Below are 26,424 nucleotides of genomic sequence, written 5' to 3' on the forward strand. Positions count from 1 at the left end.
AGTTTATGCATCGATATGGAGGTGTGGCAACAGCAATTTTTTCGGAAAGTTGAACGGCCTAGGGTGATGAAAAATAAGACTTTTTACTCTGCGTTCCGAGGATCGCCGAAGGGATTGCCGGCCCATTATGGGTCGGTCCTGAACGGGTTTGCATGGTCTTCGCGATGGCGGGCAACGTGCAAGAAAGGGAGAGGCTGCAACACTTCTAAATGGTTCACCGGTCCTGAAATCTGTTTCGCTCTAATATTCCGTTTTGCGCGTCGAGCCGAAAATCGTGCTTATTCCGATCCGACGCCATGGACCACACACTAGCCTTCGCGGCTGCAAAAATTCAATGAAAATAAACGAGGCATCGCGGCAGCCGCACCGGTCGACGGAAGCGACGCCGCGAAACCGGGAAAATGCGGCCAGCAAAGCCGGGATTACGGAAGGAAAAAAGCCTGTGTCGTCATTTTTCCGGCGCGGATCGTCACGCTGGTATTTGGTGGAACGGCGCACCAGGGAGCACAATCGAAGGAAAAGGGTTCCGAACTCAACGCAATGCCTTCGTCCAGACCGCGCCAGTAAAGTGTCGGCGGCTTGTCATCGCTTGACCAGCGGAAGGCGTGAACGCAATCACCATCCATCAGAACGGCGCTGAATCTCAATGCGGAAGAGACACCTGCCGCCATCATCTTTTCCTGGCAAAGCCGCAGCGCGGTAGAGATGGCATTGACCGGGTCCACCTCAAGGCCATGGCCGGCGGCAATCAAGAAGATCGCTTCGCTATCGCCGGTGCCGCGTCGGGATGCATAGATGTCATCGGGGATAAGGGAATCGATATCGCGCCTGATCTGCTCATAGCCACCGATCTGGCCGTTATGCATGAAAAGGTATTTCCCATGCGCAAAGGGGTGGCAATTGGCGCGCGAGACTTCGCCCGACGTGGCGGATCGCACATGCGCCATGAACATGCCCGATCGAAGCTGGTGGCAAAGTGCTGCGAGATTGGCGTCTGACCAGGCGGGGCGCGTGTCGCGAAAGACGCCGGGCGTTCCGCGTTCGCCATACCAGCCAAGGCCGCAACCATCACCATTAACGACGGTCTTGGCTTCCCTTGCTGCCATGGACTGGCTGACCAGCGAGGCTTCCGGCTCGATCAGCAGGCTGTCGAGCCAGACCGGTTCACCGGAATAGGCAAAGAGGCGGCACATTCATGCAGCTCTATCGAATGCCTTGTCTCCGAGCGCAAAACCGACGGCGGCCTTCGCGTGAATGGCGGTCGAATCGTAACCCGGCAGCGGCAGGGCGTCGGGATCGATCAGCAGGGAAATTTCGGTGCAACCGAGAATGACGGAATCAACGCCGAGTGCGCGAGCCTTCTCGATGACCGCAAGATAGCGGTCACGCGAGCAGGACTTGATCTCGCCCTGGCACAATTCACCGAAGATGATGTCGTGGATGGCGGCCCTGTCTTCGGCATCCGGCACGACCACGTCGACGCCGTGGCGGCGCATCCGGTCCGTGTAGAAACCGTGTTCCATCGTGTAGCGGGTGGCGAGCAGCAGCGGCTTGCGGCGTCCGTCCGTTTTCAGGGCGGCTGCGGTCTCGTCGATGATGTCAATCAGCGCCACGCCGGACATTTTCGCAACGGTGTCGGCAACGAGATGCATGGTATTGGTGCAGATCAGTACACAATCGGCGCCGGCATTGGCAAGGCGCGCGCCTGCTGCACCCAGAAGCGCGCCGGCCTCATCCCAGCGGTCTGCCTTCTGAAGGGCGACGACCTCGGAAAAATCGAGCGAATGCATGACGATATCGGCCGAGACCAGACCGCCGCGGCTGTCGCGAACCGCCTCGTTGATCATGCGGTAATAGGTTGCGGTGGATTCCCAGCTCATGCCGCCGATCAGGCCGATCCGTTTCATAAGAGTTCCCTTTTCAACTTTGATTGAAATAAGAATGCCATCGTCGCAACGAAAACGGCATGCGTTTTTGCGCAGTTTTCGTGGCCTGGATGCAAACTCGGCGCGCTTTCTGTCCCGATGTCGCAAATTTCTTGCGCGCTTCCATTAACCCGTGCATTGTTCACTGATGATTGATGACCGCGACCGCCGAATCCTTGCGATTCTCCAGGAAAATGCCGAAACCCCGCTCGCCGATATCGCAGAGGAAGTTTCCCTGTCGCTATCGGCCTGTTCGCGCCGCATCACGCGGCTACGAACGGAAGGTTACGTGACAGGCACCATGGCGCTGCTCGACCGGCGGAAGATCAATCTTCCGACCACGGTTTTCCTGCTGGTAAGAACGGGCCTTCATGCGGAGGACTGGCTGGACCGGTTCCATGCCGCGGTCAGCACCATCCCTGAAATCGTCGAGGTTCACCGGCTTACCGGCAATTTTGATTATATTCTGAAGCTCGTACTGCCGAATGTCGAATATTACGACACGGTCTACAAACAGATTCTGCGCCGCGTGCAGCTTTACGACATGTCCGCCTATATCTCCATGGAGACGGTGAAACTGTCGTCTTCGCTGCCGACGACGCATATCTGAGGGCTATCGAACCTTGATCAGCGTGCTGCCTTGAAACGGACGCCAAAGCGGAAGCTTCGCGTCTCGCCCGGTTGCAGCGTGATTGCATCCGCGAGTTCCGTCTGGTTGAAGGCGTTGGTCGGCGTTTCCACGGGTTCGAGCGCGATGGAGCGCCGCCTGTCGCGTGCGAGCGTATCCCCGGTAAAGACATGCATGTGCCCACGCTCCTGCCAGATCGTCAGGCTTGAGCCGTCATGCGGGTTTTCGAGCCTCGTCTCGTAAAGCCCGTTTGCGGATGCAATCAGATCGGTGAAACAGGCATCGACCACATGCCCGGCCAGCGGGGTATGGAGAAAAAGGGTGTCGTTCCGTTTGAGTAACCCGCCCTGTGGGTTTCGCAGGGGGATGAGATACTCGTTTGTTTCAATTGCTGTTCGCGAAGGCAGAGTGAGGAGAAGGTCGTCGATGGACGTGGTGCCGGGCAGGCGGAAATAGGGATGCCAGCCGGCGGCGAAGGGCAGGGGCCGGCCGTCGCGGTTGATGCCGCGTATGTCGATGGTAACGTCACGGCCGACGAAGCGATATTCCACTTCGATGGCGAGACGGTAAGGGTAACCGCTGAAATCCGCAGGCGATATTTCGGCACGGAAGATGAGAGTATGAGTGCCGTTTTCCTCCGATGACTGGGCGAGGACGAAGGGCAGGGCTCTGGCAAATCCGTGGAAGACGAGGGCTTCATGGGCAAGCACCGGCTCAATGCGGTGCGTCTGCCCGGCAAAACTAAACCGACCATCCAGGATGCGGTTGGAGAAGGGCGCGAGAATGCCGTTCCTCACGCCATTTTGGGACTGCATTTCGGCGGGCGTCGAATATCCGTCGACGAGATTTTCGCCTCCGCTGCCATCGGCAGAGACCGGCCGCCAGCTCAGAAGCGTCGCCCCTTGATAAGCGATTTCGGCAATGAAACCGGTTCCGGAAACGGTCAGACTGGCAATTCCCGTGCCTGTCGCGGAGGTGGTCATCGGGAAATTGTCCTTTGCATACATGCGTCTGCTGTCATCGGGGCCACTGCCGTGCCGATTCGCCTGATCATCTTCGCTGAAAGACAATTTCGCAATGGCTCGCAGGGACTGTATCAACAGGCTCCTGCCATCCCCTGTCTGCCGGTCAATCAGTCCGGAAAGCTTCGCTTTGCGCCGCTGAAAAACTCCATAAGCGCTGCCTGGTCCTCTCCACCGAGCCCTGCTGCCGTGAGCATCCGGTGCACCTCGGCGCAAACAGCCGTCAGCGGCATGGCCGTGTTGGTGCGTCGGGCGAGATCCTGCGCGCCGTTCAGGTCCTTCACCATATTGTCGATCCGGCCGGTGCGGCGGTAATCCCTTGCCACGTAACGCGGCATGTACTCCTGCAGGATGGCGCTGTCGGCGCGGCCACCCTTCAGTGCCTGCGGAATTTTTGCGGCATCGACGCCGGCGTCCAGCGCCAGTTGCGTCGCTTCCGCTACAGCAAGGAAGTTCAGACCGCACAGAACCTGGTTGATGAGTTTCGTGGTCTGCCCTGCGCCGCAGGGTCCCATATGGGTGTAATTGGTGGCCACATGTCGCAGCACGCGATGCGCATCGGCCACATCCTTTTCGCTGCCCCCGGCCATAAGCGTCAGTTGGCCGACAAGCGCCTTGGGCGCGCCGCCCGAAAGCGGGCTGTCCACCCAGCGCAGGTCCTTTTCGGCGGCATCGGCTGCAAGTTCCTTTGTGGCTTCCGGATCGATGGAAGACATGTCGATGATGAGCGTGCCGGGCTTCGCCCCCGCCGCGACGCCATCCTTGCCGAAGACGGCGATGCGAACGATTTTGGGCGAATTGAGGCTGAGAATGACCACATCGGAAATCGACGCTGCTTCCGCCGCTGTGCTCGCGCTCTGCGCGCCGAGGCTCGTCAGTGCCGCCACCTTTTCCGCATCCAGATCGAAAACCGTCAGCTGATTGCCGGTCTCTATGAGCCGTGTCCCGATCGCCCCGCCCATGGCGCCTGCGCCGATCAGTGCAACTTTGTTCTTCTCGGTCATGGTGGTCACGGCCTCCTCCCAAAGCGTCGTGGTGTCGTCGTTCAAGCCCGGATGGCGGTGCAGCCGGCCATCCGGGCCTGGGGTGTCAAAGCGAGGCGGTAATGCCGCCGTCGACGTAGAGAATGTGGCCGTTCACGAAGGATGAGGCATCGGACGACAGGAAAATGCAGGCGCCGACGAGCTCTTCGACCTTGCCCCAGCGACCGGCCGGCGTACGCTTTTCAAGCCATGCCGAAAAGGTCTCGTCCGCAACAAGGGCGGCGTTGAGCGGGGTGTCGAAATAACCGGGCGCAATGGCGTTACACTGCAGTCCATATTTGGCCCAGTCCGTCGCCATGCCTTTTGTCAGGTTGCCAACGGCACCCTTGGTGGCGGTGTAGGGGGCGATGCCGGGGCGGGCAAGGGCGGTCTGCACGCTGGCGATGTTGATGATCTTGCCACGGCCGCGGCCGATCATGTGGCGCGCGGCAGCCTGCCCGGCGTGAAACACCGAGGCGACGTTGGTTTGCAGCAGGCGCTCGAAGGCATCCGCCGGAAAATCCTCCAGCGGCGTTCGGTGTTGCATACCGGCATTGTTGACGAGGATATCGATGGGGCCGACCTCCGCTTCGAAACGGTCGATCGCCTCGCGCACCGCGCCGTGATCGGTAGCATCGAAGGCAAGCGTTCTGGCACCCTTGATGCCCGCTGCCGCCGCCTTCAGCTTCACCTCATCGCGCCCGTTCAGCACCACTTCCGCCCCTGCTTCCGCCAGCCCGTGCGCCAGCGCCAACCCGATGCCCTGGGACGAACCCGTGATCAGGGCGCGGCGGCCGGAAAGATCGAACAAATTAAGGCCCACTGTTTCCTCCAGTCTCTCGACATTGCATTCTTGAAAGTATATGTTACCGATAACATTCATCCGTTTGAGGGCGGATGTCAAGGCTGATGCGCCCGCTTTCGGTACGTATCGGGCGGGTGGCGAACTGACAAGGCGCGTCGAGGCGCATCTTGCGGCAGCAATGGGATGAAGAATTTTATGCGCCATAATGGCGCGCGCTTGAACGGGAGTTGTCATGAAAGCGATTGTCGCCCACGGGGCAAAGGATGTGCGCATCGAAGACCGGCCGGAGGAAAAGCCGGGACCGGGTGAGGTGCGGCTCCGTCTGGCCAGGGGCGGAATCTGCGGCAGTGATCTGCACTATTACAATCATGGCGGTTTCGGCGCCGTGCGGCTGCGTGAACCGATGGTGCTGGGCCATGAGGTCTCCGCCGTCATTGAGGAACTGGGCGAAGGCGTCGATGGGCTGAAGATCGGTGGTCTGGTTGCGGTTTCGCCATCCCGCCCGTGCCGAACCTGCCGCTTCTGCCAGGAAGGCCTGCACAACCAGTGCCTGAACATGCGGTTTTATGGCAGCGCCATGCCTTTCCCGCATATTCAGGGCGCCTTCCGCGAGGTCCTGGTGGCCGATGCCCTGCAATGCGTGCCGGCCGATGGCCTGAGCGCCGGTGAGGCCGCCATGGCGGAACCGCTGGCGGTAACGCTGCACGCCACCCGCCGAGCCGGTGATATGCTGGGAAAACGTGTGCTGGTCACGGGCTGCGGCCCGATCGGTATCCTCTCCATTCTGGCCGCGCGCCGCGCCGGTGCAGCTGAGATCGTCGCCACCGATCTTTCCGATTTCACGCTTGGCAAGGCGCGTGAGGCGGGTGCGGATCGCGTCATCAATAGCAAGGACGAGCCCGACGCGCTTGCCGCCTACGGTGCGAACAAGGGAACCTTCGATATTCTCTATGAATGCTCAGGCGCCGCCGTGGCGCTTGCCGGCGGCATCGCGGCGCTTCGCCCGCGCGGCATCATCGTCCAGCTTGGCCTTGGCGGCGATATGAGCTTGCCGATGATGGCGATCACCGCCAAGGAACTCGATCTGCGCGGTTCCTTCCGCTTCCATGAGGAATTCGCAACCGGCGTTGAATTGATGCAAAAGGGCCTGATCGATGTCAAACCTTTCATCACCCAGACCGTTGATCTCGCCGATGCCATCTCGGCCTTCGAATTCGCTTCCGACCGCAGCCGCGCCATGAAGGTTCAGATCGCTTTCTCGTAAGCAAGGTTTCTACGTGCGAATACGCCGACGTTTCGATTGGCGGCGGGTTATCCCGCCGCCAATTTTTTTGGGCTGATTGTTGGTCGTAGCGACTCGCGTAGATGTTATCGATATCATCGACTGCTTCGGAGACTTCATTCCGGCCTTGAGCCGGAATCCAGCCGACACGCGTCTGCGCGACGAGAGAGTCCTTGCGGCCCAAGGACTTGGGCTGGCTGGATTCCGGCTCAAGACCGGAATGACGGAGGGAAAGTGACGGACGCCAGCAAACGCTCCAGCCTGTCATACCCCCAACACGACTGCCGCATATTTTGCCCGGACTGCACCCAGGACCGTCTATACCAGCGTCGTCTCTGCCCATTTGCACATTTTGACGCAGGTCAAAAAGGTGATTTGCCGCCAGTCGATTTTTGCGTTATCGAAATTTCAGAAATTACTGAAAATTCAGAAGGAAGAGAAATGCCTTCCAATCTCTCTCCACTCGTTCAGTCCTTCGTGCTGCATTTCGGTGAGATGGGCAGCCGCTGGGGCATCAACCGCACTGTCGGCCAAGTTTATGCTCTGCTTTACATATCGCCACAGCCGCTCTGCGCGGACGATATTGTGGAGGCGCTCGGCATTTCGCGGTCCAACGTGTCGATGAGCCTCAAGGAACTGCAAGCCTGGAACCTGGCAATCCTCAAGCACTTCCCCGGAGACAGGCGTGATTTTTTCACGACGCCTGAGGATGTCTGGCACATCCTGCGAACGCTTGCTGAGGAGCGCAAGAAACGCGAAATCGATCCGACCCTCAGCGTGCTTCGGGAAATCCTGATGGAAACGCCGGAAAACGAAGATGAGCGTCATGCGCAGAGGCGTATCGATGAGATGAAGACGCTGATCGAGCAGCTCACGGGTTGGTATGACGATGTGAAAAGGCTGGAGACGGAACGGCTGGCTTCTCTTCTGGCGCTCGGCTCCAAAGTCACCAAGCTTCTGGAGGCCAAGGACAAGATCGTTTCCCTTGGTCGGCCCCGCGTCGCGAAAAAGGACGGCTAAGGCGATCATGACCATGTCAGCCCAGACCCCTCCCTTGGCCGACAGCCGCGATGACGGCTGTTCCGCGCCGGTTGCACTGTCGCTCGGTACGCGGCGGGTCTTTTCCATTCCTGGCCGCAAGCCCCGCGCCGATAAAGCGCCCACCCCGCAAAAAATGCACGCACCGGCGGCGGCAAGATCGGCTTCCCTGCTGCATGTTCTCGTTTCGCTGTTCTGGTTGCCACAGGCGGGTCTGCTTGCCTTTTCCGTCGGAAAAATTGCTGATGGTGCGCCAATGATGGCGCTCCTGCCGCCGGCTGCCGCCATTTTTCTTCTCGGTATCCTCAAGGCCCTTCTGGAAAAAACCGCAGCGCGCATGTCGTTCCGTATAGCGCGGGCGGCTCTTTCGCAGCGGCGGCTGGAAGCGCTCCACGCCCTCGCCAGGGTCTCCCCGCTCGACCTCTCGCGAACGGCTTCCGGTGAGGTGGCAGCTGTCGTCGCCGAAACGTCGGAGGCACTGGTGCCCTATCTTTCCCGTTTTCAGCCGGCAAGGATGAAGGCAACGATCGTTCCCGTGGCATATGCCCTCGTCATCCTTCCGTTCAGCTGGATCGCGGCGCTGGTGCTTTTGCTTGCCATGCCGACCATTCCGCTGTTCATGGCTTTGATTGGCTGGCAGGCCAAGGCCGCCAGTGAAAAGCAGCTTGTTGAGGCCGGCAATATGAACGCCTTCCTGCTCGACCGGCTGCGCGGGCTGGAAACGATTCGGGCGCTGGAAGCGGTCGATCTAACGGCCACACGCCTGAGCGCCGATGCGCAGAATCTCAAGAAGCGAACGATGGCGGTGCTCAGGATCGCCTTTCTCTCATCGGCAGTGCTTGAGCTTTTCGCGGCGCTCGGCGTCGCCATGACCGCCGTTTACATTGGTTTCCATCTGCTCGGCTTTCTCGATTTCGGCGCGTGGGGTCAGAAACTGACGCTTGCCGAAGGTCTTTTCATCTTGCTTCTCGCGCCAGCATTTTTCGAGCCTCTGCGGGAATTGTCCGCCGTCTGGCACGACCGGGCGGCCGGCGAGGCTGCGCTCGGCGCGCTCGACAATCTGGCGAAGGGTGGGGCGGCTATTGCAGGCACGGGCAAGGACGCGCCGGACGTGACAGTTGCGACGCCGGCAACCGTGGATATGCATGACCTGACCTTCGCCTATCCCGGTGCATCGCCCGTGCTTCGAAATTTCGATTTCAATGTCCGGGCGGGTGAAACAGTGGCACTTCTCGGACCCTCCGGTTGCGGCAAATCCACGGTGCTCTCCCTTATTGCCGGGCTCGCCAAGGCACAGGGCGGCACGATAAAAATCGGCGGCACCGTACTCGGCGATGAGACGGCGGACATACTGCGCAAATCCATCGGGTGGATTGGCCAGAAGCCGTTTTTCACAGCCGGCTCGCTGGAGGCGAACATTCGCTTCGGCCGGGCCGGCATCACGCGGAGCATGGTTGACAAGGCGCTTGAAAGCACCGGCCTCGATCAATTGTCGTCTTCCCGCGGGCATCTGCCGGTGGGAGATGGCGGCCATGGCATTTCCGGCGGTGAAGCGGTGCGGCTCGCCATTGCCCGTGCCTTCGCCGACCCCGCCGCACGGCTCATTCTGGCCGATGAGCCAACGGCGCATCTCGACCGCGAGACGGCCGAACTCGTTACGGAAAACCTGCTGCAACTGGCAAAGGGAAGGACGTTGATCGTCGCGACCCATGATCCGGTGCTGGCCGCGCGCATGGACAGGGTCGTGGATATGGCGGCGGTGAGATCGGGAGATCCCTCATGATGTCACGCTTCGCCATATTGAAACCCGTTATCGCCCTCTTCTGGTCGGCACGGAGCGGCATGTTGCTGGCCGGTGCGGTTCTTGCGGCGACTACAGTGCTGGCTGGCATCGGTCTGCTTGGCATATCCGGCTGGTTTATCACGGCCACCGCCATTGCCGGCCTGCTTCCGGCGACAGCTTATGCTTTCGACGTTTTTGCACCTTCAGCCGCCATTCGCCTTCTCGCGCTGGCCCGCACCGCCGCGCGGTATGGTGAGCGCATGACGACCCACGAGGCCACGCTTTCCATCCTCGCGGCACTTCGGGAAAAGCTGTTTCGCGGTTTTGCAGCGCCGCAGGCGGCGAAAAATCTCCAGGCAAGGCCGGCGCGCCTTTTGAACCGGCTGACAGCGGATATCGATGCGCTGGATTCACTCTACCTGCGTGTGCTGCTTCCCGCGGCCGTCGCGGCCCTTGCGGCGATCGCAACCGGCATCTGGCTTGCTTTCATCGATCCGCTTGCCGGTCTTCTGGCTGCATTGTTTCTTGTCGCTTCCGGCCTCGGTATTGCGGTGCGCGCAGCTGTGCGGGCGGAGAAATTCTCGCGCCGAAGGGCGGTCGGTCTGGAGGCGCTACGCGCTCGCGCGGCGGATCTTGTCGGCGGGCAGGCGGAACTGCTCGTGGCCGGCCGGCTTGCCTCACAGGTCGAGGCGGTGAAACGGGCCGATGATTATCTGCTCGATTGTGATGAAGCTTTGAACCGCATTGAGACGAATGCCGGGTTTTCCTTCGGCGTTGCAACGGCGGTACTTTTGAGCGCGACGCTTCTCGGCGTGGCCTGGCTGGCGGAGCAGGAAAAGCTCGGTGCGCCCGCCGCGGCGCTTGGCCTGCTGGTCTGTCTGGCAGCGCTGGAGCCGTTCACGGCGCTGCGCCGTGGTGCGATGGAACTGGGACGAACGCTTTTTTCCGCACGCCGCATTGCACCACGGCTCGCGCCTGCAGCTGCGTTGCACTGTCCGCCCCTGCCGGCTGGCGGCATTGCGGCCAAGCTTCAGGGCGTGCGCCTCGAACGTGAAGGCAAAGTAGTGCTGACCGGTATCGAGCTTGAGATCTGCGCCGGAGAAAGGCTTGCGATCGTCGGTCCAAGCGGCGCGGGCAAGACAAGCCTCATCCAGCTGCTGGCGGGCGAATTGCAGCCGTCGGCAGGCACGGTCAGCGCGCTGCCGTCCAGCCCTATGACACAGAGAAGCCAGATCTTCCGCGACAGCATCGCCGACAATCTAAGGCTGGCAAATCCTGCCGCGACCGAGAGCCAGTTGTGGGAGGTCCTCACGGCGGCGGGCCTTGCCGAACACGTCAAGGCCATGCCGGGTCGACTGGAGGCGAGGCTTGGCGAAGCGGGACAGGGGCTTTCCGGCGGCCAGTCGCGCCGGCTTGCGCTGGCCCGCTTCCTGCTCACCGACAAGCCCCTCTGGCTTCTCGACGAGGTGACGGAAGGGCTGGACGGCGAGACCGCCCGCGACGTGCTTGCCCGCCTGTTTGCCTCGGCGGAGGGCAGGACCGTCGTGGTCATCACCCATAATCGCCGCGAGGCGGAATTCGCAGACCGCATCGTCGTGCTGAAAGAGGGGCGTCAATTTGATGAATGTCAAAGCGGCACTCCGGAATACGGCGTAGTGCTGAACACATTGCGCCCGGACTGAGATTTTTTTGAGAGCCGGCGTCGTCTTACAAATGGAAGGCCGGCCTTCCGGAAAAGGTGGATAAGACCATGGAACTCGACATAGTGGCGCTGTCGCGCCTGCAATTTGCGGTGACGGCTCTCTATCACTTTCTGTTCGTTCCCCTGACGATCGGACTATCGGTGGTGATCGCCATCATGGAAACGGTCTATGTCATGACCGGCCGCACAATCTGGCGGCAGATGACGAAATTCTGGGGCACCCTGTTCGGTATCAATTTCGTGCTGGGCGTCTCCACGGGCATCGTCATGGAATTCCAGTTCGGTATGAACTGGAGTTACTACAGCCATTATGTCGGCGATATCTTCGGTGCGCCGTTGGCGATCGAGGGCATGATGGCCTTCTTCCTGGAAGCCACCTTCGTCGGTCTGTTCTTTTTCGGCTGGGATAAACTGTCGAAGCTCGGCCATCTCGTCGCGACATGGTGCGTGGCCCTCGGCTCCAATTTCTCAGCGCTTTGGATATTGATCGCCAATGGCTGGATGCAGAACCCCACGGGCTCCGCCTTCAATCCCCAGACCATGCGCATGGAAGTAACTGACTTCTTTGAAGTCCTGTTCAACCCGGTGGCGCAGGCGAAGTTCGTTCACACGGTTTCCGCCGGTTATGTCACGGCATCCATCTTCGTGCTCGGCGTTTCCGCCTGGTATGTGCTGAAAGGCCGCCATGTCGATCTTGCCAAACGCTCGATGACGGTTGCTGCCTCATTCGGCCTGGCGTCCGCGCTGTCCGTCGTCGTGCTGGGTGATGAAAGTGGTTATCTTTCGACCGAACACCAGAAGATGAAGCTCGCCTCCATCGAAGCCATGTGGGAGACGGAGCCTGCGCCGGCCCCGTTCACCGCCATCGGCTTTCCGGATCAGGAATCGCGCGAGACACATTTTGCCGTGAAGATCCCGTGGGTCATGGGCCTCATCGGCACACGCTCGCTCGATACGGAAATTCCCGGTATCAACGATCTCGTGGAGCAGGCCAAAACCCGCATCCGCGACGGCATCAAGGCCTATGATGCCCTGATGCAGATTCGCGCCACCGGCAAGGGCGCCGAATTGCCGGAAGAGGTGCGCGGCACCTTCGCGGAACTCGGCCATGAGCTCGGTTACGCCCTGCTGCTGAAACGCTACGTGGACGATCCTCGTCAGGCGAGCGAAGAGCAGATCGCCAAGGCGGCGGCGGATACCATCCCGCATGTGCCGACGCTCTTCTGGTCGTTCCGCATCATGGTTGGTCTCGGCATGTTCTTCATCCTTCTGACCGCGACCTTCTTCTATCTTTCGGCCCGCCGCCGGCTGGATCATTACCCGTTGCTGCTGAAGGTGGCGGTATTCGCCATTCCGCTGCCATGGATCGCGGCGGAAATGGGCTGGGTCGTGGCCGAGTTCGGCCGCCAGCCATGGATCATCGAGGGCGTGTTGCCGACCGCAGCCGCCGTCTCCAGTCTCAGCGCGTCCACTGTCCTCATCACGCTCCTGTGCTTCATCGCCATCTACACGGTGCTGTTCATCGTCGAGATGGGCCTGATGTTGAAAGCGATCCGCAAGGGCCCCGATCCGGACCATCAGCCGGAAGCGCCGCTCGTTCCTGAAAAACTCGTCGCTGCGGAGTAAACGATCATGATATTGCACCAACTCATCGACTACGAAATCCTCCGCATCATCTGGTGGCTGCTGCTTGGCGTGGTGCTGATCGGTTTTGCCGTGACCGGCGGTTTCGATCTCGGCACCGGCGCGCTGTTGCCCTTCGTGGCGAAAACGGATGTGGAGCGGCGTGTCGTCATCAATTCCATCGGCCCGGTCTGGGAGGGTAATCAGGTCTGGCTCATCCTTGGTGGCGGAGCGATCTTCGCGGCCTGGCCGCCGCTATATGCGGTGTCATTCTCGGGGTTCTATCTGGCCATGTTCGCCACCCTGTTTGCACTGATCCTGCGGCCGGTCGGTTTCAAATATCGGTCCAAGCGCGAGAGCACCGCATGGCGCACCGGCTGGGACTGGGCGCTCTTCATCGGCGGCTTCGTTCCTTCGCTTATCTTCGGCGTGGCGATCGGCAACGTACTGCAGGGTGTTCCCTTCCACCTCAATGACGATCTCAGGATTTTCTATGACGGGACGACGCTGTTTGAACTTCTGAACCCCTACGCCATTCTCTGCGGGCTTGTATCCGTCGCCATGCTGGTCATGCATGGCGCCGCATGGCTGGTACTGAAAACGGATGGTCCGGTGGCGGCCCGCGCCCGCAGTTTCGGCTCCGTCGCCGCACTTGCCACCACCGTTCTCTTCGCGCTTGGCGGCGTTCTTCTGTGGCTTGGTATCGATGGTTATCGCTTCACCTCGGAAGTCGTGACCGATGGACCGTCCAATCCCTTGTCAAAGACGGTGGAGATTGCAACCGGGGTCTGGTTCTCCAATTATGCAGCGCATCCATGGATGATGCTGGCGCCGGCCCTCGGCCTTGTTTTTCCGCTCGTCGCATTGCTGTTGTTGACGCTGCGCCGGGAGGTGATGGCGCTGCTTGCCAGTTCGCTCGCAATCTTCGGCATCATCTCGACGGTGGGCCTCACGATGTTTCCTTTCATCCTTCCGTCTTCGGTCGATCCGAAATCGAGCCTGACGGTATGGGACGCGTCCTCCAGCCATATGACGCTGTTCATCATGCTGGTCGTCGCCCTCATCTTCATCCCGATCATCGTCGCCTACACCTCGTGGGTCTATCGGGTGCTGTGGGGCAAGGTGGATGAAAAGGCGATCCGCGATGACAGCGGTCATGCTTATTGATCAAGAAAGAAGGAGATCGAACATGTGGTACTTCGCCTGGCTGCTCGGCCTGCCTCTCGCCGCCATCTTCGCCGTCATGAATGCGATGTGGTATGAGTTGATGGAAGAAAACGCGAAAAAGGCCGAAGCCAAGCTGGATAGATAGCGGCTTGATGTGCGCGACACGAAAGGGGCGGCATCCAAACCGGATGCCGCCCCTTTTTTAATGCCGGTGCCCGCTAGGCGCTGCTTCAGTGGATAGCAATACCGCGCTTGTCCGCTTCTTCCTTGATAATGTCTTCGACGATGGTTCGCTTCAGACCCGGATCTCCCAAAAGGTAATCGTCGGCGATTTCGAAGATCGATTTCGGGTTCTCCGTTCCCTGCAGGGTGTCGAGATCGCGACCGATCTGCTCCCTCAAGCTGGAATAGTCGTCCATGGCGGCCTCCCGTTTATCGGTTCAGTCCAGAAGTTCGGCCGGAACCTTGCCGCCGTTTTCGGAGAGTTTCTTGATGACGGCCTTGTGCAGCCAGATGTTCATGGTCGCCGAATCCGAGGTATCGCCGGTGTAACCGAGTTCGCTGGCGAGTTCCTTTCGGGCGGTCAGGCTGCTGTCGAGGTCGAGGGCCTTGAGAAGGTCGACGATGGAGTGCTTCCAGTCCAGCTTCTGGCCGTTTTTCTTGACCGCCGCATCCAGGATGGACGCTACATCGACGTTGCCGGTAGAAGCCGGTGCCGCCGTTGTCGGTGCAGGTGACGCCGGTGCGGCAGGGGCTGCTGCAGTTGTGCTGGCAGTGCCCGTCGGCGTGCCGGCCGGAGCCGAAGTCTGTGGGGCGGCTTCTGCCTTGCCGAAAATCGCGTTCTTGATCTTGTCGAAAAAGCTCATTCTGTCCTCCCCTTAGCGGCGAAATGCACGCCCGACGGCAATAAGAATGCAGGCGCCGATGAAACCGGCAATGAGATAACCAATCCAGCCGCCGAGCGAAACGCCCACCAATCCCAGAAGGAAATTGGCGACGATGGCACCGACAATGCCAAGGATAATGTTCATGAAAACACCCATATTGCTTTTCATGAACTGTTCGGCGAGCCAACCAGCTACGCCGCCAATGATGATTGCTGCAATCCAGCCAACTTGTGCGTCTTCCATAACAGGCCTTTCCTTTCTAAGAGAGGTCAAAAGGCATATGGACCCGCTTTGTGCGCACGTCCCCCCGCCTTGAATCGACCCCAGGCGGGATAATAACGATGGCGCGGAAAATTTGTTCCGTGCCGCGTGCAGGCTTCAATTTTTGCTCTCGAAATCCAGTCCGATATCCAGAACCGGCGCGCTGTGGGTCAGCCAGCCGATGGAGATGAGGTCGACGCCCGTGGCGGCGATGGCTGCAGCCGTCTGTGGAGTGATGCGGCCGGACGCTTCGGTAATGGCACGACCGGCGACGATTTTCACCGCTTCGCGCAGCTGTTCAGGCGTCATATTGTCGAGAAGAACCGCATCGACACCTTCATCCATCGCCTCGCGCAACTGCGAAAGCGTATCCACCTCGACTTCTATCTTGATGAGATGGCCGACACCCTTTTTTGCACGGCGGATCGCGTCACGCACGCTGCCCGCCACGGCGATGTGGTTGTCCTTGATGAGAACAGCGTCATAGAGTGCAAAACGGTGGTTCATGCCGCCGCCGGCGCGCACGGCGTATTTTTCCAGTACCCGGAGGCCTGGTGTGGTCTTGCGGGTGCAGGCGACCGAAGCATTGGTCCCGGCGATGGCCGCGACGATCTTAGCCGTGACGGAGGCGATGCCCGACAGGTGGCCGAGGAAATTCAAAGCCGTACGCTCTGCCGTCAAAAGCCCGCGTGAAGGCCCCCTGATCGTTGCGACGGTGTCGCCTGGTGCGACGGAAGCTCCATCCTGCACGTTCCGCTCTATCGTGATGGCGGGGTCCACGAGCTGGAAGGCCAGTTCCGCAGCATCAAGCCCGGCGACGACACCCTCTTCGCGTGCCGCCATGACGACGACCGACCGGTGATCGGCGGGAATGACGGCGGTAGAAGTGACGTCGCCCGCAAGGCCCAGGTCTTCCAGAAGGGCGTTACGGACCAGCGGTTCGATGATGAGGCGGGGCAGGGGGGCAAGGGTCATGTCAGGCGGTCCGTGCGAAGCTGGAAGAGGAGGGGCTGGTCGAGGAAAGGGCATGGGCACGGTCAATCACCTCTGCCATGCTCAGGCGACGCCTCGTCGCCGTCGCATCCTTCCCAGGAAAATCATCGCGGAAATGCGCTCCGCGCGATTCCGTCCGCAAGGCGGCAAAAACGGCGATCGCCAGACCCACGAGGGCGGGATCGGATGCCGGGTCCTTTCCCTCCACGAGCGGCAGTAAATCCCGGATCGCCTCGGTTAGACCCGTCGCATGTCTGACGATACCGAGATGTCGGGATATGATGGCGCGGACGGTGGCGGGATCGGCGGCAGGATGGTCCACCGTGCGGGTTGCAGAAGCGGTGGTACTCGGCGGTGCAAACGAGGGCTGGGTGGCGATATCCTGCGCCGCACGCATACCCATTGCGGCAGCTTCCAGCAGGGAATTGCTGGCCAGCCGGTTGGCGCCGTGAAGCCCCGTGCAGGCGGCCTCGCCGGCGACCCACAGGCCCGGCACCGAACTTCGGCCTCTGCCGTCCGTGGCAATGCCGCCCATATGATAGTGCACGGCAGGGCGGACGGGGACCAGTTCACGGGCCGGATCTATTCCAGCCTCCCGGCAGAGCAGGTCGATTGCAGGAAACCGGGCGGAAAAGCCGGAGCCAAGGGCCTTGCGGGCGTCAAGAAACACCCTGCCGCCGCGCAGGATTTCACGATCTATCGCGCGTGCGACGACGTCGCGGGAGGCGAGTTCCGCGCCGGGAACAGGGGCCATGAACCTTTCACCGCTTTCGTTGAGGAGAAGTGCGCCTTCGCCCCGCACCGCCTCGCTGACCAGCGCCAGCGGCCGCCGCGCTGAAGAAAGCGCCGTCGGATGGAACTGTACGAATTCCATGTCGACAAGGATTGCGCCGGCGCGGGCGGCCAGCATGATGCCCTGTCCGAAATTGCCGGAAGGATTGGTCGTGGCCTCGTAGAGGCCGCCGAGGCCGCCGGTGGCGAGAACCACCCGCGTTGCCGGCAGAACGAAGCCGCCTTTCGGTCCGGCGCAGGCGAGGCCAGCAATCGCGCCGTCCTGTGTCAGCAGCCGGCGCACTTCGGTGCCTTCAAGAACCGTGATCGACGGTGTGCGCAGAACGGCGGCGGCGAGAGCCCTGACGATGGCCGCGCCCGAACCGTCGCCCTCGGCGTGCAGGATGCGCCTTCGGCTGTGGGCGGCCTCCAGCCCGAAGATGGGCCTGCCATCGGCGTCCCGGTCGAAGCGCACCCCGGCCTGCTCCAGCGCCTCGACGACAGCAGGGGCGGCGGAAACGATATCGGCGGCCATTTCCGCATCGCAGAGACCGTCTCCAGCGGCGAGCGTATCGGCAAGATGCAGCGCGACGCTGTCATCGGGACCGAGGCTTGCGGCAATGCCGCCCTGCGCCCAGGCGCTCGACGTTTCGCCGCCAAGCGCACCACGTGTCAGAAGGAGCACGGGCTGCGGCGCAAGTGTCAGCGCCGCCATCAGGCCGGCAATGCCGCTGCCGACGATGGCCGTCCAGTCCTGCTGCGGCAAGCGCTCGCTCATACTTCCAGCATCCTTTCCACCGCGCGACGGGCGGCGGCGGCGATGGCCTGATCGACAGTCACTTCGTGGCGGTTTTCCTCAAGGGCTGTGCGGATATTTCCGAGCGTGATGCGTTTCATGTGCGGGCAGAGATTGCACGGGCGGATAAATTCGACGTCCGGGTGATGCACGGCGACATTGTCGCTCATCGAGCACTCCGTCAGAAGCACCACGCGGGCGGGGCGCTCACGACCGACATAGTCGGACATCACGGCGGTAGAGCCGGAAAAATCCGCGGCCTCGACAACCTCAGGCGGACATTCGGGATGCGCCAGTACGATCACGCCGGGATGGCTTTCCCGCAGCTCCCTGATGTCATCGGCGGTGAAAAGCTCGTGCACTTCGCAATGGCCGCGCCAGGCGATCAGTTCGACATTGGTTTCCATGGCCACGTTCTTCGCCAGATATTCATCCGGCAGCATCAAGACGCGCGGCACGCCGAGCGATTCCACCACCTGGCGGGCATTACCCGACGTGCAGCAGATATCGGACGCCGCCTTCACTGCGGCGGACGTGTTCACATAGGTCACAACAGGCACGCCGGGATAGGCCTTTCTCAGGAGGGCGATATCCTCCGGCGTGATGGAATCGGCAAGCGAACAGCCGGCAGCCATATCCGGAATGAGCACGGTCTTTCCCGGATTGAGCAGCTTCGCCGTCTCGGCCATGAAATGCACGCCGGCGAGAACGATGACATCCGCCTCCACCTCCATCGCCTTGCGGGCAAGGGCAAGGCTGTCGCCGACGATATCGGCGACACCGTGGAATATTTCAGGTGTCTGGTAATTATGGGCGAGGATGACGGCATTACGCTTGCGCTTCAACTCAAGGATCGCCTCCACATCGTCCTGGAAACCCATCCATTCGGCCTTGGGAATGACGCGGGCGACGCGGTCGTAAAGGCTTGCGGCGGAAATCTGCTCGTTCACGATGCTCTCCCATTTATGCTCGTTTTGAGTATATCTAGAACGAAGAGATATTCTCATTATGAGCATATGTCAATTGCGGGAGAGCGGCAGTTTCGTTCCGGAAAGGGCGCGTTCATCGAGGACGGTCTGGCGGAAGCGGAAAAGCTTTGCCGGTCGTCCGCCGGTTTCCGTAGCCATGTCGCCGGTTTCTTCCACCAGTTGCTGCTGTTCGATCAGCCGGCGAAAATTCTGCTTGTGCAGCGTCAGCCCAGCCAACGCTTCGACGGCACGCTGCAATTGCAGCAGCGTGAAGGTATCGGCCATCAGTTCGAATACCACCGGCCGGTATTTGATTTTGGCCCTCAACCGGGCAATTCCGGTGGCGAGGATGCGGCGGTGATCGGCGAACATCGGCCTTCCGAAATTGATCCGGGGTTCGGTCTGCGCTTCCTCAACCAGCCCCGCCTCATACAGCAGCTCATAGCGCTGAAGGGTGAGTTCCTCGTTCCAGCCGCCGCCGTCGAGGCCGAAGGTAAAATCGGCCCGCAAGTGGCGCTGGTTTTTACAAGATGGGTCGGAATCCGCCCATGCCCGCAGCTTCTCGATGATGCTGGCGAGAACCGCGGGGCGTCCTTGGCGATGGTCTTCCCACGGGAAATAATCGTACCACCCGTGCCAGAAAGGACGTTTGCCGTCCATGGCCTCCTGTTCGCGGACAAGTCCCAGATAGCCGATGGAGATGGTTCTGCCGCCCGGAATATCGTTGTTTCGGTCGCGATCGGCGAAGGTGTAGAGCTGCTCGAGATAACCGACGGGATGATGCGTCTGCTCGTGAATCCATTCCCGCAAGCCGCTTTGAAGCGTCCTGTGACCGAATTCGAAGGGTCCCGAAGGAAGCGCCGACCCCGCCCGAACGGTCATCACGCGCGGTTCATCTCCAGTAATGGCGGTGACGACGGCAATGAGTTCGGCATGGGCAAGCCCGATGGTCACGGCGGCTCCTGTGATCTGTGGCGGCAAGGTCAACCTTCTTTGGCACAGGAAGATCGCTTCGCCAACATGTCGGCCGAAATGGCCTGTCGATAAGCGACCGGCCGAAAAAGATACTATATCAGACAAAAGAATGAATTCTTGTGGTTAGCCGTTTATCGTCCATTATGGTAGAGACCCGCCACAAGCATCTCAGACTGTTGAAGGCCGATGTTGAAGAACATATCTCTCGAAGAGACACTTGTGGGTTACTACACCTGGAATATCGGGCAAAATCTGGTTTATCTGGATGCCGTGGCCGCGCGCCTGCGGGAGGTTCGTCCGGAAAAGGCCGCCCGCGGTATCCCGGTAGAGGATTTCATTGCGCAAATCGAAAGCGGCTCCCGGGCGCGTGTGGCTGAAGCGGTCTATAATTCGCTGACGAACGGCGTGTTTTACGATCAGGAATACCGTATCCAGCTCACCTCTGGTGGTTTTCGCTGGCTGCGGACAACAGGACGCGTGATCCTCGACAGCGATCGGCTTCCGATCATGGCCATGGGCACGGTCAGGGATATCAGCGCAGGCAAGCTTCTATTGATGTGATGGGCGGCCGTGGCCTCTCGCAAGGGGACGTCAGACCGATTTTATTTTGTTCATTGTTTTTGATGTTGCGGTGACATGGTCCGGCAGGTCGCAATTTTGCTGTTTCAGATCGCCCTGGTCATAGGCGTCGCCATAGCCGGCATGCGTATTGCCTCGCTCGTCAATGGCGAGACTGCCTCCGCCTTGGCAGGACTTGCGGCCAACACCGAACAGCTGTGGACCACCTCGCCCGTACGGGTTGACCCCACCCGGCAGGAATACGAGCGCGTTCCGACCCCGCCGGCTCCCTTCCCGCTGAAGATGCATGCCGACCAGCGCCTTCGCGTCATCTCCAGCAGCCGCTTCACCTTCAAAAACGAGGAGTTCCGCCTCGCAGGCGTGGAGGAGGTGGAGAGAAACCGTGTCTGCACCACCCCGGACGGCCGCCGTTATGCCTGCGGCCTCAATGCCTTCAAAGCGCTGGAGAACCGTTTGCGCGGCAGATATATCGAATGTCGCGTGGTGGGGGAGAGCGGCGCGCTCCGTTCTCTGGAATGCCGTATCAACGGACAGGATGTGCGGGCGTTATTGCGATAGATGGCCGCGTGAGGTGGGACTGAAGGTCGCACAATTCAGATTTTACTGACGTGATGAATTTTATCTTGGGAAATTTGGTGGAGCTAAGCGGGATCGAACCGCTGACCTCTTGCATGCCATGCAAGCGCTCTCCCAGCTGAGCTATAGCCCCATAAGGGTTCCGGCATTTCTTCCGGTTCCGGGAACCGAAGCGGTTGTTGTTCCGTTCGGTGGCGGCTTACTACTGCGGCTTTCCGACGAGTGCAAGCATAAAAAACGGCCCGGCGTCATTTTTTTGTCGTCGGGCCGAATTATCAAATAAAATCAAGCTTCTTCGTCGTCGCCCGATACGCCGATGATGCCGGACATGTCGTCGTCGTCATCTTCGTCGTCGGTTTCCAGGAAGGTGTCGTCGTCGTCGTCGATTTCAACGTCATCGTCGTCACCGAGATCAGGGATATCGTCGCCGCTGTTGTCGCCGTCGGCATCTTCCAGCGACACGAGTTCGACTTCCGTGTTTTCGGTATCGACTTCCGCTACATCCTCTTCTTCAGCCTGCTCGAGCTTTGCCTGAGCTGTGCTTTCCTCGAAGAAGGAGAGCGGCCAGGACTTGCCGGTGTAAGGAGAAACGACCGGATCGCGGTTCAGATCGTAGAACTTCTTGCCGGTATCGGGGTCTGTGCGCTTGGTACCAAGTTCCGCTTTTGCCACTGTCTAAGCCTCAAATTGTCGAATGAGTTTCGGTGTGTACGCCGTAAAACCGGCATAGACGGTAAAATTTATAGCCGGTCCCCTTAATCGTTGCGCTCTTTCGTGTCAAAGACAAACTTCGGGTGCCTCCTGCCTTGGCGCAACCCCTGTTCGGGAATGCTGATATAAATCGTAAGGCGTGTCGCACTCTATTATATGAATAACAGATGCACAGGCGGAAAGCTTAATGACCTTCACGATCGCCATAGACGGGCCGGCTGCGGCGGGCAAGGGAACCCTGTCGCGAAAGATCGCGGAAGCCTACGGTTTTCATCATCTCGATACCGGGCTGACCTACAGGGCGACAGCGAGGGCGCTCCTGGACGCGGGCCTGCCGCTGGATGACGAGGCCGTGGCGGAGAAGGTCGCCCTGGAGGTCGATCTTGCGGGGCTCGACCGCTCCGTCCTGTCCCGGCACGATATTGGCGAAGCCGCGTCGAGGATTGCGGTGATGACGCCGGTGAGGCGGGCGCTCGTGATGGCGCAGCAGCGTTTTGCCTTGAGGGAGCCGGGTACGGTTCTCGATGGCCGCGATATCGGCACGGTAGTATGCCCGGATGCGCCAGTGAAGCTATATGTCACCGCCTCTGCCGACGTGCGGGCGCGCCGGCGCTACGATGAGATTCTGGCCAATGGCGGCACCGCGGATTATGATGCCATTTTCGCCGAGGTGAAAAAACGCGACGAGCGCGACATGGCCCGCGCCGACAGTCCGCTGAAGCCGGCGGAAGACGCACACTTGCTAGATACGTCGGAAATGAGTATAGAGGCGGCGTTTCAGGCCGCGCGCACGATCATCGACGCCGCTCTGAAGAGATAGGTTTTTCGCGGAACGGCTTCCTGCCGTCTGCGTTTAGTCAGGAATTGCCCGAAGACATGTCCTTGCGCCGGAAAGCCTTTTGAAAAGGCGGGCATGGGGTCGGGTATCAACAACACTAGCCCACCGGCGCTTTTGTATTCGCCATTGCGCGGATGCAATCAGGAGATTTCATGTCAGTATCTACCCCCACGCGCGAAGATTTCGCAGCGCTTCTCGAAGAATCCTTTGCCTCCAACGATCTTGCCGAAGGCTATGTTGCCAAGGGTATCGTAACGGCAATCGAGAAGGACGTTGCCATCGTCGACGTCGGCCTCAAGGTTGAAGGCCGCGTACCGTTGAAGGAATTCGGCGCGAAGTCCAAGGACGGCACGCTGAAGGTCGGCGACGAAGTCGAAGTTTACGTCGAGCGCATTGAAAACGCTCTCGGCGAAGCCGTTCTGTCGCGCGAGAAGGCTCGCCGCGAAGAAAGCTGGGTCAAGCTCGAAGCCAAGTTCGAAGCTGGCGAGCGCGTCGAAGGCGTCATCTTCAACCAGGTCAAGGGTGGTTTCACCGTCGATCTGGATGGCGCTGTTGCGTTCCTGCCGCGTTCGCAGGTCGACATTCGTCCGATCCGCGACGTTACCCCGCTGATGCACAACCCGCAGCCCTTCGAAATCCTCAAGATGGACAAGCGTCGCGGCAACATCGTTGTTTCGCGTCGTACGGTTCTCGAAGAGTCGCGTGCCGAGCAGCGTTCTGAAATCGTTCAGAACCTCGAAGAAGGCCAGGTTGTTGACGGCGTCGTCAAGAACATCACCGATTACGGTGCGTTCGTTGACCTCGGCGGCATCGACGGTCTGCTGCACGTCACCGACATGGCATGGCGCCGCGTCAACCATCCTTCGGAAATCCTCAACATTGGCCAGCAGGTCAAGGTTCAGATCATCCGCATCAACCAGGAAACCCACCGTATCTCGCTCGGCATGAAGCAGCTCGAGTCCGATCCGTGGGATGGCATCTCCGCCAAGTACCCGGTTGGCAAGAAGATCTCCGGCACGGTCACGAACATCACCGACTACGGTGCATTCGTTGAGCTGGAGCCGGGCATCGAAGGCCTGATCCACATTTCCGAAATGTCCTGGACCAAGAAGAACGTACACCCCGGCAAGATCCTGTCCACGAGCCAGGAAGTTGACGTTGTCGTTCTCGAAGTCGATCCGTCGAAGCGCCGTATCTCGCTCGGTCTCAAGCAGACGCTTGAAAACCCGTGGCAGGCATTCGCTTACAGCCATCCGGCTGGCACGGAAGTCGAAGGCGAAGTCAAGAACAAGACCGAATTCGGCCTGTTCATTGGCCTCGAAGGCGATGTCGACGGCATGGTTCACCTGTCGGACCTCGACTGGAACCGTCCGGGCGAGCAGGTCATCGAAGAGTACAACAAGGGTGACGTCGTTAAGGCTGTCGTTCTCGACGTTGACGTTGAGAAGGAACGCATCTCGCTCGGCATCAAGCAGCTCGGCAAGGACGCTGTCGGCGAAGCCGCTTCTTCCGGCGACCTGCGCAAGAACGCAGTCGTTTCCGCTGAAGTCACCGCGGTCAACGATGGCGGTATCGAAGTGAAGCTCGTCAACCACGAAGACCTCACCTCGTTCATCCGTCGCGCTGATCTTTCCCGTGACCGTGACGAGCAGCGCCCTGAGCGCTTCTCCGTTGGCCAGGTTGTCGACGCCCGCGTCGTCAACTTCTCGAAGAAGGACCGCAAGGTCATGCTTTCGATCAAGGCTCTGGAAATCGCTGAAGAGAAGGAAGCCGTCGCACAGTTCGGTTCGTCCGACTCGGGCGCTTCGCTCGGCGACATCCTCGGCGCGGCTCTGAAGAACCGCGGCGAATAATCGTCTAGATCGTTGAAATGAAGAACCCGCCGGAATTTTCCGGCGGGTTTTTTCTTGGGCGATCCGCCGGCAGGCAATTGGGCGTTCAGAGGACGCCGCTCATCTTGAGGTAATAATTCTCCGCGCTGTCGTCGGCGGCCGTCGCCGTCGGACTTTCCTGCGTGTCGATCCCGTCATTGGCGGCAACGCGCTCTTCCAGGCCATCGTCATCGCCGGAATTTTCAGACTCCGCTCCGCTTTCGCTTTCCGCCTCATCGTCGGAAAAAGGCCCGCCGCCGCGGGGTGGCGTTTCTGATTCGTAATCATCATCGGCAGGGGGATAAGCGACGAGCGGCAGCGGCGTGCCGTCTTTTGCCAGAGCGGCGGCAATCAGCGATTGCGAGGCGGATTGCTCCATCATCGCCATTCTCGCTTCCGTGTCCAGCGGGAGTCGCGAAGAGTAGGGAGCTTCAGGCCGGTGAGCCACCGATTCCGCTTCTTCCCCTGTTGGGTGGGCAGCGGACAGCCCCGACTTTTCGGTTGGCTGATCGTCGGGCGATGGCGGCTCGATGCCCTGCGGCATGGCGGGGGGCTGCTGCGTCGTGCTTGCTCTCGCCGGCAGTTTGCCGGCCGTGGCGGCCAGCACAAGACTGGCCACGTTCTCTGCATCAGTTGCAGGCGGGCCGAAGATTGACAGTGAGGCGGTGCGGACGTCTTTCTGCTCGGTCTTCATCATCTCCCGATGCGGAAGGGCAGGGCGTGTTTCGCCGGGTTGCGCGCGAGGCGAATTGCCTGGAAGGGTCTCTGCCGGCGCTTCTTTTGTCATGCTGCCCGTCTGCGGCGGAAGCGGACGCGTCGTGTTTTCCGTCCTGCCTTCCGGTTTTGCCGACTGGTCTGGCAGGTCAGGCGCATTTGCGGGCGCGGCGGAATGCCGGACGGCTCCTTCCGGTTGCGCGGTCAGCGCCGTGACCGTTGCCTTCATTGCCGCACCGCTGAGAGCGAGTGGGCCAGTAAGCAGCGGCAACAGACGGCCGGTTGTCGTGGAGCCCGGCAATTGCGCTGCCGCGGGCGGATTGGAACGGAACTCCGCATTGGGGCTCGCGGCGGTCGGCTGCTGCCTGGGCTGGGCGGGCACCGGACTGGCGGAATTATTCTGCTGATAGGAGGAGACCACCGCCCTCGCAGCCAGATCGGCCCCCCTGTAACGCGAAAGCTCGATCAGCAGCGCAAGCCGCGCCGCATCCGGTCCCGTCGGCTGTTTCAGGATTTCCGCGAGCATCGAAAGGCTGAGACCCTGCAGTGCTTTGCCAATCTGCTGTTCCAGCGCAAGACGCTGCGCGGGCGGCAGGGCGCGTAAGGCTTCCGTCAGACGCCCGACATAGGTTTCGACGGCTTCGCCGTCCCGTCGCGGCAGGTTCATCAGCTTGCCGAGTGTTTCCGCCAAGACTGCGGTGCTCCGGGCCAGCTGGAACTCGCCGGCGAGGGAGGCCACTGCAGCCCGTGAAAAAAGGCTGGCGCTCTGTTCGGGAAGGGCAGCGCTTGGTTGCGGCTGCACGACGCCTTTCGGCTGCGCGCGCTGCGCCGGCGCGAGCGAGGCTCCATAGGTGGCATCGGCTGCGGAAACTTTGGATACAGGCGGTAACATGCTGCGCTCCGTTTCTATCGGTGGCCGGCGCCGGCTGCGAAAGCGCCAATCCCCATTGGCTCTGTGATCCGCATCTGCCTCGAATGTTGAAAATCGCCACGCCGCTGGCATACAGGTGTCATCTCGCCCGCTCATGCGGGAGCGCCATGTGCACCATAGGCTCGAAGGCCGCTCTTTTCAGCGCACACAGAATCATCAAGCCGAATCCTCGCCTGCAGATATTAAGATTTGGCTAACCAAGTGATTGCGCACGGCCGGACCGGCTCAGGGCGAAACGCCTATGAACATGCGATAAAGCCCGTTGTCGTCCGAGTTGACGGAGGAGATACGATCGGGTTCGCTCACCGTGACTTCCAGCGCCTCCGGCGGCATGGCATCCAGCCAGCTCGCTTTCGGAAAGCTTCGCTCCGGCTGGATTTCTGCGGGCGCGATAGTCGCTTCTTCGCCAGCCAGTGGAATGATGGTGGCATCCTCCGGCGCGAGGGGCGGAGCCGCCATGGAAAGAAGGGCCTGGGCCGCGTTCGGTTCGGCATCGTGAATGGCGCCGCCTGACACGCCTGAGATATCGACCATGTCTGAACTCACATCATGTTTC

Annotated in this window: 27 protein-coding genes and 1 tRNA gene; 12 read left to right on the plus strand and 16 right to left on the minus strand. The window is 60.5% G+C overall.

Annotated elements, in window-relative coordinates:
* Positions 1-422 precede the first annotated feature (422 nt).
* Complete coding sequence (locus BLU28_RS14425) at positions 423-1,193, minus strand: class II glutamine amidotransferase (protein ID WP_022563444.1); 771 nt, start codon at positions 1,191-1,193, stop codon at positions 423-425.
* Positions 1,194-1,907: an aspartate/glutamate racemase family protein gene (locus tag BLU28_RS14430; RefSeq protein ID WP_006698095.1), complete on the minus strand. Its 714-nt coding sequence runs from the start codon at positions 1,905-1,907 to the stop codon at positions 1,194-1,196.
* Between the two features lie 166 nt (positions 1,908-2,073).
* On the opposite strand from BLU28_RS14430, the gene BLU28_RS14435 reads away from it, so the two are divergent.
* Positions 2,074-2,535, plus strand: coding sequence for an Lrp/AsnC family transcriptional regulator (locus BLU28_RS14435; RefSeq protein WP_003508584.1), 462 nt, complete (start codon positions 2,074-2,076; stop codon positions 2,533-2,535).
* A 17-nt stretch (positions 2,536-2,552) separates the two neighbouring features.
* On the opposite strand, the gene BLU28_RS14440 is transcribed toward BLU28_RS14435, so the two are convergent.
* The 3 genes from BLU28_RS14440 to BLU28_RS14450 all read right to left on the minus strand — a co-directional run bounded on the left by BLU28_RS14440 (position 2,553) and on the right by BLU28_RS14450 (position 5,420).
* A complete protein-coding gene (locus tag BLU28_RS14440) occupies positions 2,553-3,536 on the minus strand; it encodes an aldose 1-epimerase (RefSeq protein WP_022563445.1) in 984 nt (327 codons plus the stop codon).
* A gap of 149 nt (positions 3,537-3,685) precedes the next feature.
* Positions 3,686-4,579, minus strand: a complete 894-nt coding sequence (locus BLU28_RS14445) for an NAD(P)-dependent oxidoreductase (RefSeq protein WP_034500261.1) — start codon at positions 4,577-4,579, stop codon at positions 3,686-3,688.
* An 85-nt stretch (positions 4,580-4,664) separates the two neighbouring features.
* Positions 4,665-5,420 carry an SDR family oxidoreductase gene (locus BLU28_RS14450; RefSeq protein WP_022563447.1) on the minus strand — a complete coding sequence of 252 codons (756 nt, stop codon included), beginning with the start codon at positions 5,418-5,420 and terminating at the stop codon, positions 4,665-4,667.
* A gap of 214 nt (positions 5,421-5,634) precedes the next feature.
* On the opposite strand from BLU28_RS14450, the gene BLU28_RS14455 reads away from it, so the two are divergent.
* The 7 genes from BLU28_RS14455 to cydX all read left to right on the plus strand — a co-directional run bounded on the left by BLU28_RS14455 (position 5,635) and on the right by cydX (position 14,142).
* Positions 5,635-6,666: an L-idonate 5-dehydrogenase gene (locus tag BLU28_RS14455; RefSeq protein WP_022563448.1), complete on the plus strand. Its 1,032-nt coding sequence runs from the start codon at positions 5,635-5,637 to the stop codon at positions 6,664-6,666.
* Between the two features lie 459 nt (positions 6,667-7,125).
* Positions 7,126-7,704, plus strand: coding sequence for a GbsR/MarR family transcriptional regulator (locus BLU28_RS14460; protein ID WP_022563449.1), 579 nt, complete (start codon positions 7,126-7,128; stop codon positions 7,702-7,704).
* A gap of 13 nt (positions 7,705-7,717) precedes the next feature.
* Positions 7,718-9,505, plus strand: a complete 1,788-nt coding sequence (gene cydD / locus BLU28_RS14465) for a thiol reductant ABC exporter subunit CydD (protein ID WP_374709483.1) — start codon at positions 7,718-7,720, stop codon at positions 9,503-9,505.
* On the plus strand, positions 9,502-11,187 hold the full coding sequence (locus tag BLU28_RS14470; RefSeq protein WP_022563451.1) for an amino acid ABC transporter ATP-binding/permease protein: 1,686 nt from the start codon (positions 9,502-9,504) through the stop codon (positions 11,185-11,187). Before cydD ends, BLU28_RS14470 begins: the two co-directional genes overlap by 4 nt.
* Positions 11,188-11,255: 68 nt before the next feature.
* On the plus strand, positions 11,256-12,833 hold the full coding sequence (locus BLU28_RS14475) for a cytochrome ubiquinol oxidase subunit I (RefSeq protein WP_006698090.1): 1,578 nt from the start codon (positions 11,256-11,258) through the stop codon (positions 12,831-12,833).
* A 6-nt stretch (positions 12,834-12,839) separates the two neighbouring features.
* On the plus strand, positions 12,840-13,997 hold the full coding sequence (cydB, locus tag BLU28_RS14480; RefSeq protein WP_004437800.1) for a cytochrome d ubiquinol oxidase subunit II: 1,158 nt from the start codon (positions 12,840-12,842) through the stop codon (positions 13,995-13,997).
* A gap of 22 nt (positions 13,998-14,019) precedes the next feature.
* A complete protein-coding gene (cydX, locus tag BLU28_RS14485; RefSeq protein ID WP_006698088.1) occupies positions 14,020-14,142 on the plus strand; it encodes a cytochrome bd-I oxidase subunit CydX in 123 nt (40 codons plus the stop codon).
* Positions 14,143-14,227: 85 nt separating this feature from the next.
* On the opposite strand, the gene BLU28_RS14490 is transcribed toward cydX, so the two are convergent.
* From BLU28_RS14490 to BLU28_RS14520, 7 genes are all read right to left on the minus strand, one after another.
* Entirely contained in the window at positions 14,228-14,416 is a 189-nt protein-coding gene (locus tag BLU28_RS14490; protein WP_004437805.1) for a hypothetical protein, read from the minus strand.
* A gap of 21 nt (positions 14,417-14,437) precedes the next feature.
* On the minus strand, positions 14,438-14,863 hold the full coding sequence (locus BLU28_RS14495; protein ID WP_004437809.1) for a DUF3597 domain-containing protein: 426 nt from the start codon (positions 14,861-14,863) through the stop codon (positions 14,438-14,440).
* A 12-nt stretch (positions 14,864-14,875) separates the two neighbouring features.
* Positions 14,876-15,127, minus strand: coding sequence for a GlsB/YeaQ/YmgE family stress response membrane protein (locus tag BLU28_RS14500; protein WP_004437812.1), 252 nt, complete (start codon positions 15,125-15,127; stop codon positions 14,876-14,878).
* A 135-nt stretch (positions 15,128-15,262) separates the two neighbouring features.
* On the minus strand, positions 15,263-16,120 hold the full coding sequence (gene nadC / locus BLU28_RS14505) for a carboxylating nicotinate-nucleotide diphosphorylase (protein ID WP_022563453.1): 858 nt from the start codon (positions 16,118-16,120) through the stop codon (positions 15,263-15,265).
* A 1-nt stretch (position 16,121) separates the two neighbouring features.
* Complete coding sequence (locus BLU28_RS14510) at positions 16,122-17,687, minus strand: L-aspartate oxidase (RefSeq protein ID WP_022563454.1); 1,566 nt, start codon at positions 17,685-17,687, stop codon at positions 16,122-16,124.
* Positions 17,684-18,655: a quinolinate synthase NadA gene (gene nadA / locus BLU28_RS14515; protein WP_022563455.1), complete on the minus strand. Its 972-nt coding sequence runs from the start codon at positions 18,653-18,655 to the stop codon at positions 17,684-17,686. Before nadA ends, BLU28_RS14510 begins: the two co-directional genes overlap by 4 nt.
* A gap of 69 nt (positions 18,656-18,724) precedes the next feature.
* A complete protein-coding gene (locus BLU28_RS14520; RefSeq protein ID WP_022563456.1) occupies positions 18,725-19,627 on the minus strand; it encodes an NUDIX hydrolase in 903 nt (300 codons plus the stop codon).
* 207 nt (positions 19,628-19,834) lie between these two features.
* Here BLU28_RS14520 and BLU28_RS14525 point away from each other — a divergent pair, with 207 nt between their 5' ends.
* Both BLU28_RS14525 and BLU28_RS14530 read left to right on the plus strand, forming a co-directional pair.
* Positions 19,835-20,209, plus strand: a complete 375-nt coding sequence (locus BLU28_RS14525; RefSeq protein WP_006698082.1) for a PAS domain-containing protein — start codon at positions 19,835-19,837, stop codon at positions 20,207-20,209.
* A gap of 75 nt (positions 20,210-20,284) precedes the next feature.
* A complete protein-coding gene (locus tag BLU28_RS14530; protein ID WP_022563457.1) occupies positions 20,285-20,785 on the plus strand; it encodes a hypothetical protein in 501 nt (166 codons plus the stop codon).
* A gap of 75 nt (positions 20,786-20,860) precedes the next feature.
* On the opposite strand, the gene BLU28_RS14535 is transcribed toward BLU28_RS14530, so the two are convergent.
* Together BLU28_RS14535 and BLU28_RS14540 are read right to left on the minus strand one after the other, a co-directional pair.
* Positions 20,861-20,936, minus strand: a tRNA-Ala gene (locus tag BLU28_RS14535).
* A 152-nt stretch (positions 20,937-21,088) separates the two neighbouring features.
* Entirely contained in the window at positions 21,089-21,475 is a 387-nt protein-coding gene (locus tag BLU28_RS14540) for a TIGR02300 family protein (RefSeq protein ID WP_004437826.1), read from the minus strand.
* A 226-nt stretch (positions 21,476-21,701) separates the two neighbouring features.
* Between BLU28_RS14540 and cmk the strand changes: the two genes are divergently transcribed.
* Positions 21,702-22,334 (plus strand): (d)CMP kinase, encoded by a 633-nt coding sequence (cmk, locus tag BLU28_RS14545; protein WP_022563458.1) that lies wholly within the window; start codon positions 21,702-21,704, stop codon positions 22,332-22,334.
* Between the two features lie 170 nt (positions 22,335-22,504).
* Positions 22,505-24,205, plus strand: a complete 1,701-nt coding sequence (gene rpsA, locus BLU28_RS14550; protein ID WP_004437832.1) for a 30S ribosomal protein S1 — start codon at positions 22,505-22,507, stop codon at positions 24,203-24,205.
* Positions 24,206-24,290: 85 nt separating this feature from the next.
* Here rpsA and BLU28_RS14555 read toward each other — a convergent pair whose 3' ends face one another.
* Both BLU28_RS14555 and BLU28_RS14560 read right to left on the minus strand, forming a co-directional pair.
* Positions 24,291-25,829: a hypothetical protein gene (locus tag BLU28_RS14555; RefSeq protein WP_022563459.1), complete on the minus strand. Its 1,539-nt coding sequence runs from the start codon at positions 25,827-25,829 to the stop codon at positions 24,291-24,293.
* Positions 25,830-26,093: 264 nt separating this feature from the next.
* Positions 26,094-26,402, minus strand: coding sequence for a hypothetical protein (locus tag BLU28_RS14560; RefSeq protein WP_004437838.1), 309 nt, complete (start codon positions 26,400-26,402; stop codon positions 26,094-26,096).
* Positions 26,403-26,424 lie beyond the last annotated feature (22 nt).

This window comes from Agrobacterium pusense (assembly GCF_900102105.1).
Taxonomy (GTDB): Bacteria; Pseudomonadota; Alphaproteobacteria; order Rhizobiales; family Rhizobiaceae; genus Agrobacterium; species Agrobacterium pusense.

Bases quoted from the DNA above. Each gene is read 5' to 3' on its own strand.
- BLU28_RS14425 (WP_022563444.1), bottom strand. From the start codon at position 1,193: ATGTGCCGCCTCTTTGCCTATTCCGGTGAACCGGTCTGGCTCGACAGC.
- BLU28_RS14430 (WP_006698095.1), bottom strand. From the start codon at position 1,907: ATGAAACGGATCGGCCTGATCGGCGGCATGAGCTGGGAATCCACCGCA.
- BLU28_RS14435 (WP_003508584.1), top strand. From the start codon at position 2,074: ATGATTGATGACCGCGACCGCCGAATCCTTGCGATTCTCCAGGAAAAT.
- BLU28_RS14440 (WP_022563445.1), bottom strand. From the start codon at position 3,536: ATGACCACCTCCGCGACAGGCACGGGAATTGCCAGTCTGACCGTTTCC.
- BLU28_RS14445 (WP_034500261.1), bottom strand. From the start codon at position 4,579: ATGACCGAGAAGAACAAAGTTGCACTGATCGGCGCAGGCGCCATGGGC.
- BLU28_RS14455 (WP_022563448.1), top strand. From the start codon at position 5,635: ATGAAAGCGATTGTCGCCCACGGGGCAAAGGATGTGCGCATCGAAGAC.
- BLU28_RS14460 (WP_022563449.1), top strand. From the start codon at position 7,126: ATGCCTTCCAATCTCTCTCCACTCGTTCAGTCCTTCGTGCTGCATTTC.
- cydD (WP_374709483.1), top strand. From the start codon at position 7,718: ATGTCAGCCCAGACCCCTCCCTTGGCCGACAGCCGCGATGACGGCTGT.
- BLU28_RS14470 (WP_022563451.1), top strand. From the start codon at position 9,502: ATGATGTCACGCTTCGCCATATTGAAACCCGTTATCGCCCTCTTCTGG.
- BLU28_RS14475 (WP_006698090.1), top strand. From the start codon at position 11,256: ATGGAACTCGACATAGTGGCGCTGTCGCGCCTGCAATTTGCGGTGACG.
- cydB (WP_004437800.1), top strand. From the start codon at position 12,840: ATGATATTGCACCAACTCATCGACTACGAAATCCTCCGCATCATCTGG.
- cydX (WP_006698088.1), top strand. From the start codon at position 14,020: ATGTGGTACTTCGCCTGGCTGCTCGGCCTGCCTCTCGCCGCCATCTTC.
- BLU28_RS14490 (WP_004437805.1), bottom strand. From the start codon at position 14,416: ATGGACGACTATTCCAGCTTGAGGGAGCAGATCGGTCGCGATCTCGAC.
- BLU28_RS14495 (WP_004437809.1), bottom strand. From the start codon at position 14,863: ATGAGCTTTTTCGACAAGATCAAGAACGCGATTTTCGGCAAGGCAGAA.
- BLU28_RS14500 (WP_004437812.1), bottom strand. From the start codon at position 15,127: ATGGAAGACGCACAAGTTGGCTGGATTGCAGCAATCATCATTGGCGGC.
- nadC (WP_022563453.1), bottom strand. From the start codon at position 16,120: ATGACCCTTGCCCCCCTGCCCCGCCTCATCATCGAACCGCTGGTCCGT.
- BLU28_RS14510 (WP_022563454.1), bottom strand. From the start codon at position 17,687: ATGAGCGAGCGCTTGCCGCAGCAGGACTGGACGGCCATCGTCGGCAGC.
- BLU28_RS14525 (WP_006698082.1), top strand. From the start codon at position 19,835: ATGTTGAAGAACATATCTCTCGAAGAGACACTTGTGGGTTACTACACC.
- BLU28_RS14530 (WP_022563457.1), top strand. From the start codon at position 20,285: ATGGTCCGGCAGGTCGCAATTTTGCTGTTTCAGATCGCCCTGGTCATA.
- cmk (WP_022563458.1), top strand. From the start codon at position 21,702: ATGACCTTCACGATCGCCATAGACGGGCCGGCTGCGGCGGGCAAGGGA.
- rpsA (WP_004437832.1), top strand. From the start codon at position 22,505: ATGTCAGTATCTACCCCCACGCGCGAAGATTTCGCAGCGCTTCTCGAA.
- BLU28_RS14555 (WP_022563459.1), bottom strand. From the start codon at position 25,829: ATGTTACCGCCTGTATCCAAAGTTTCCGCAGCCGATGCCACCTATGGA.
- BLU28_RS14560 (WP_004437838.1), bottom strand. From the start codon at position 26,402: ATGGTCGATATCTCAGGCGTGTCAGGCGGCGCCATTCACGATGCCGAA.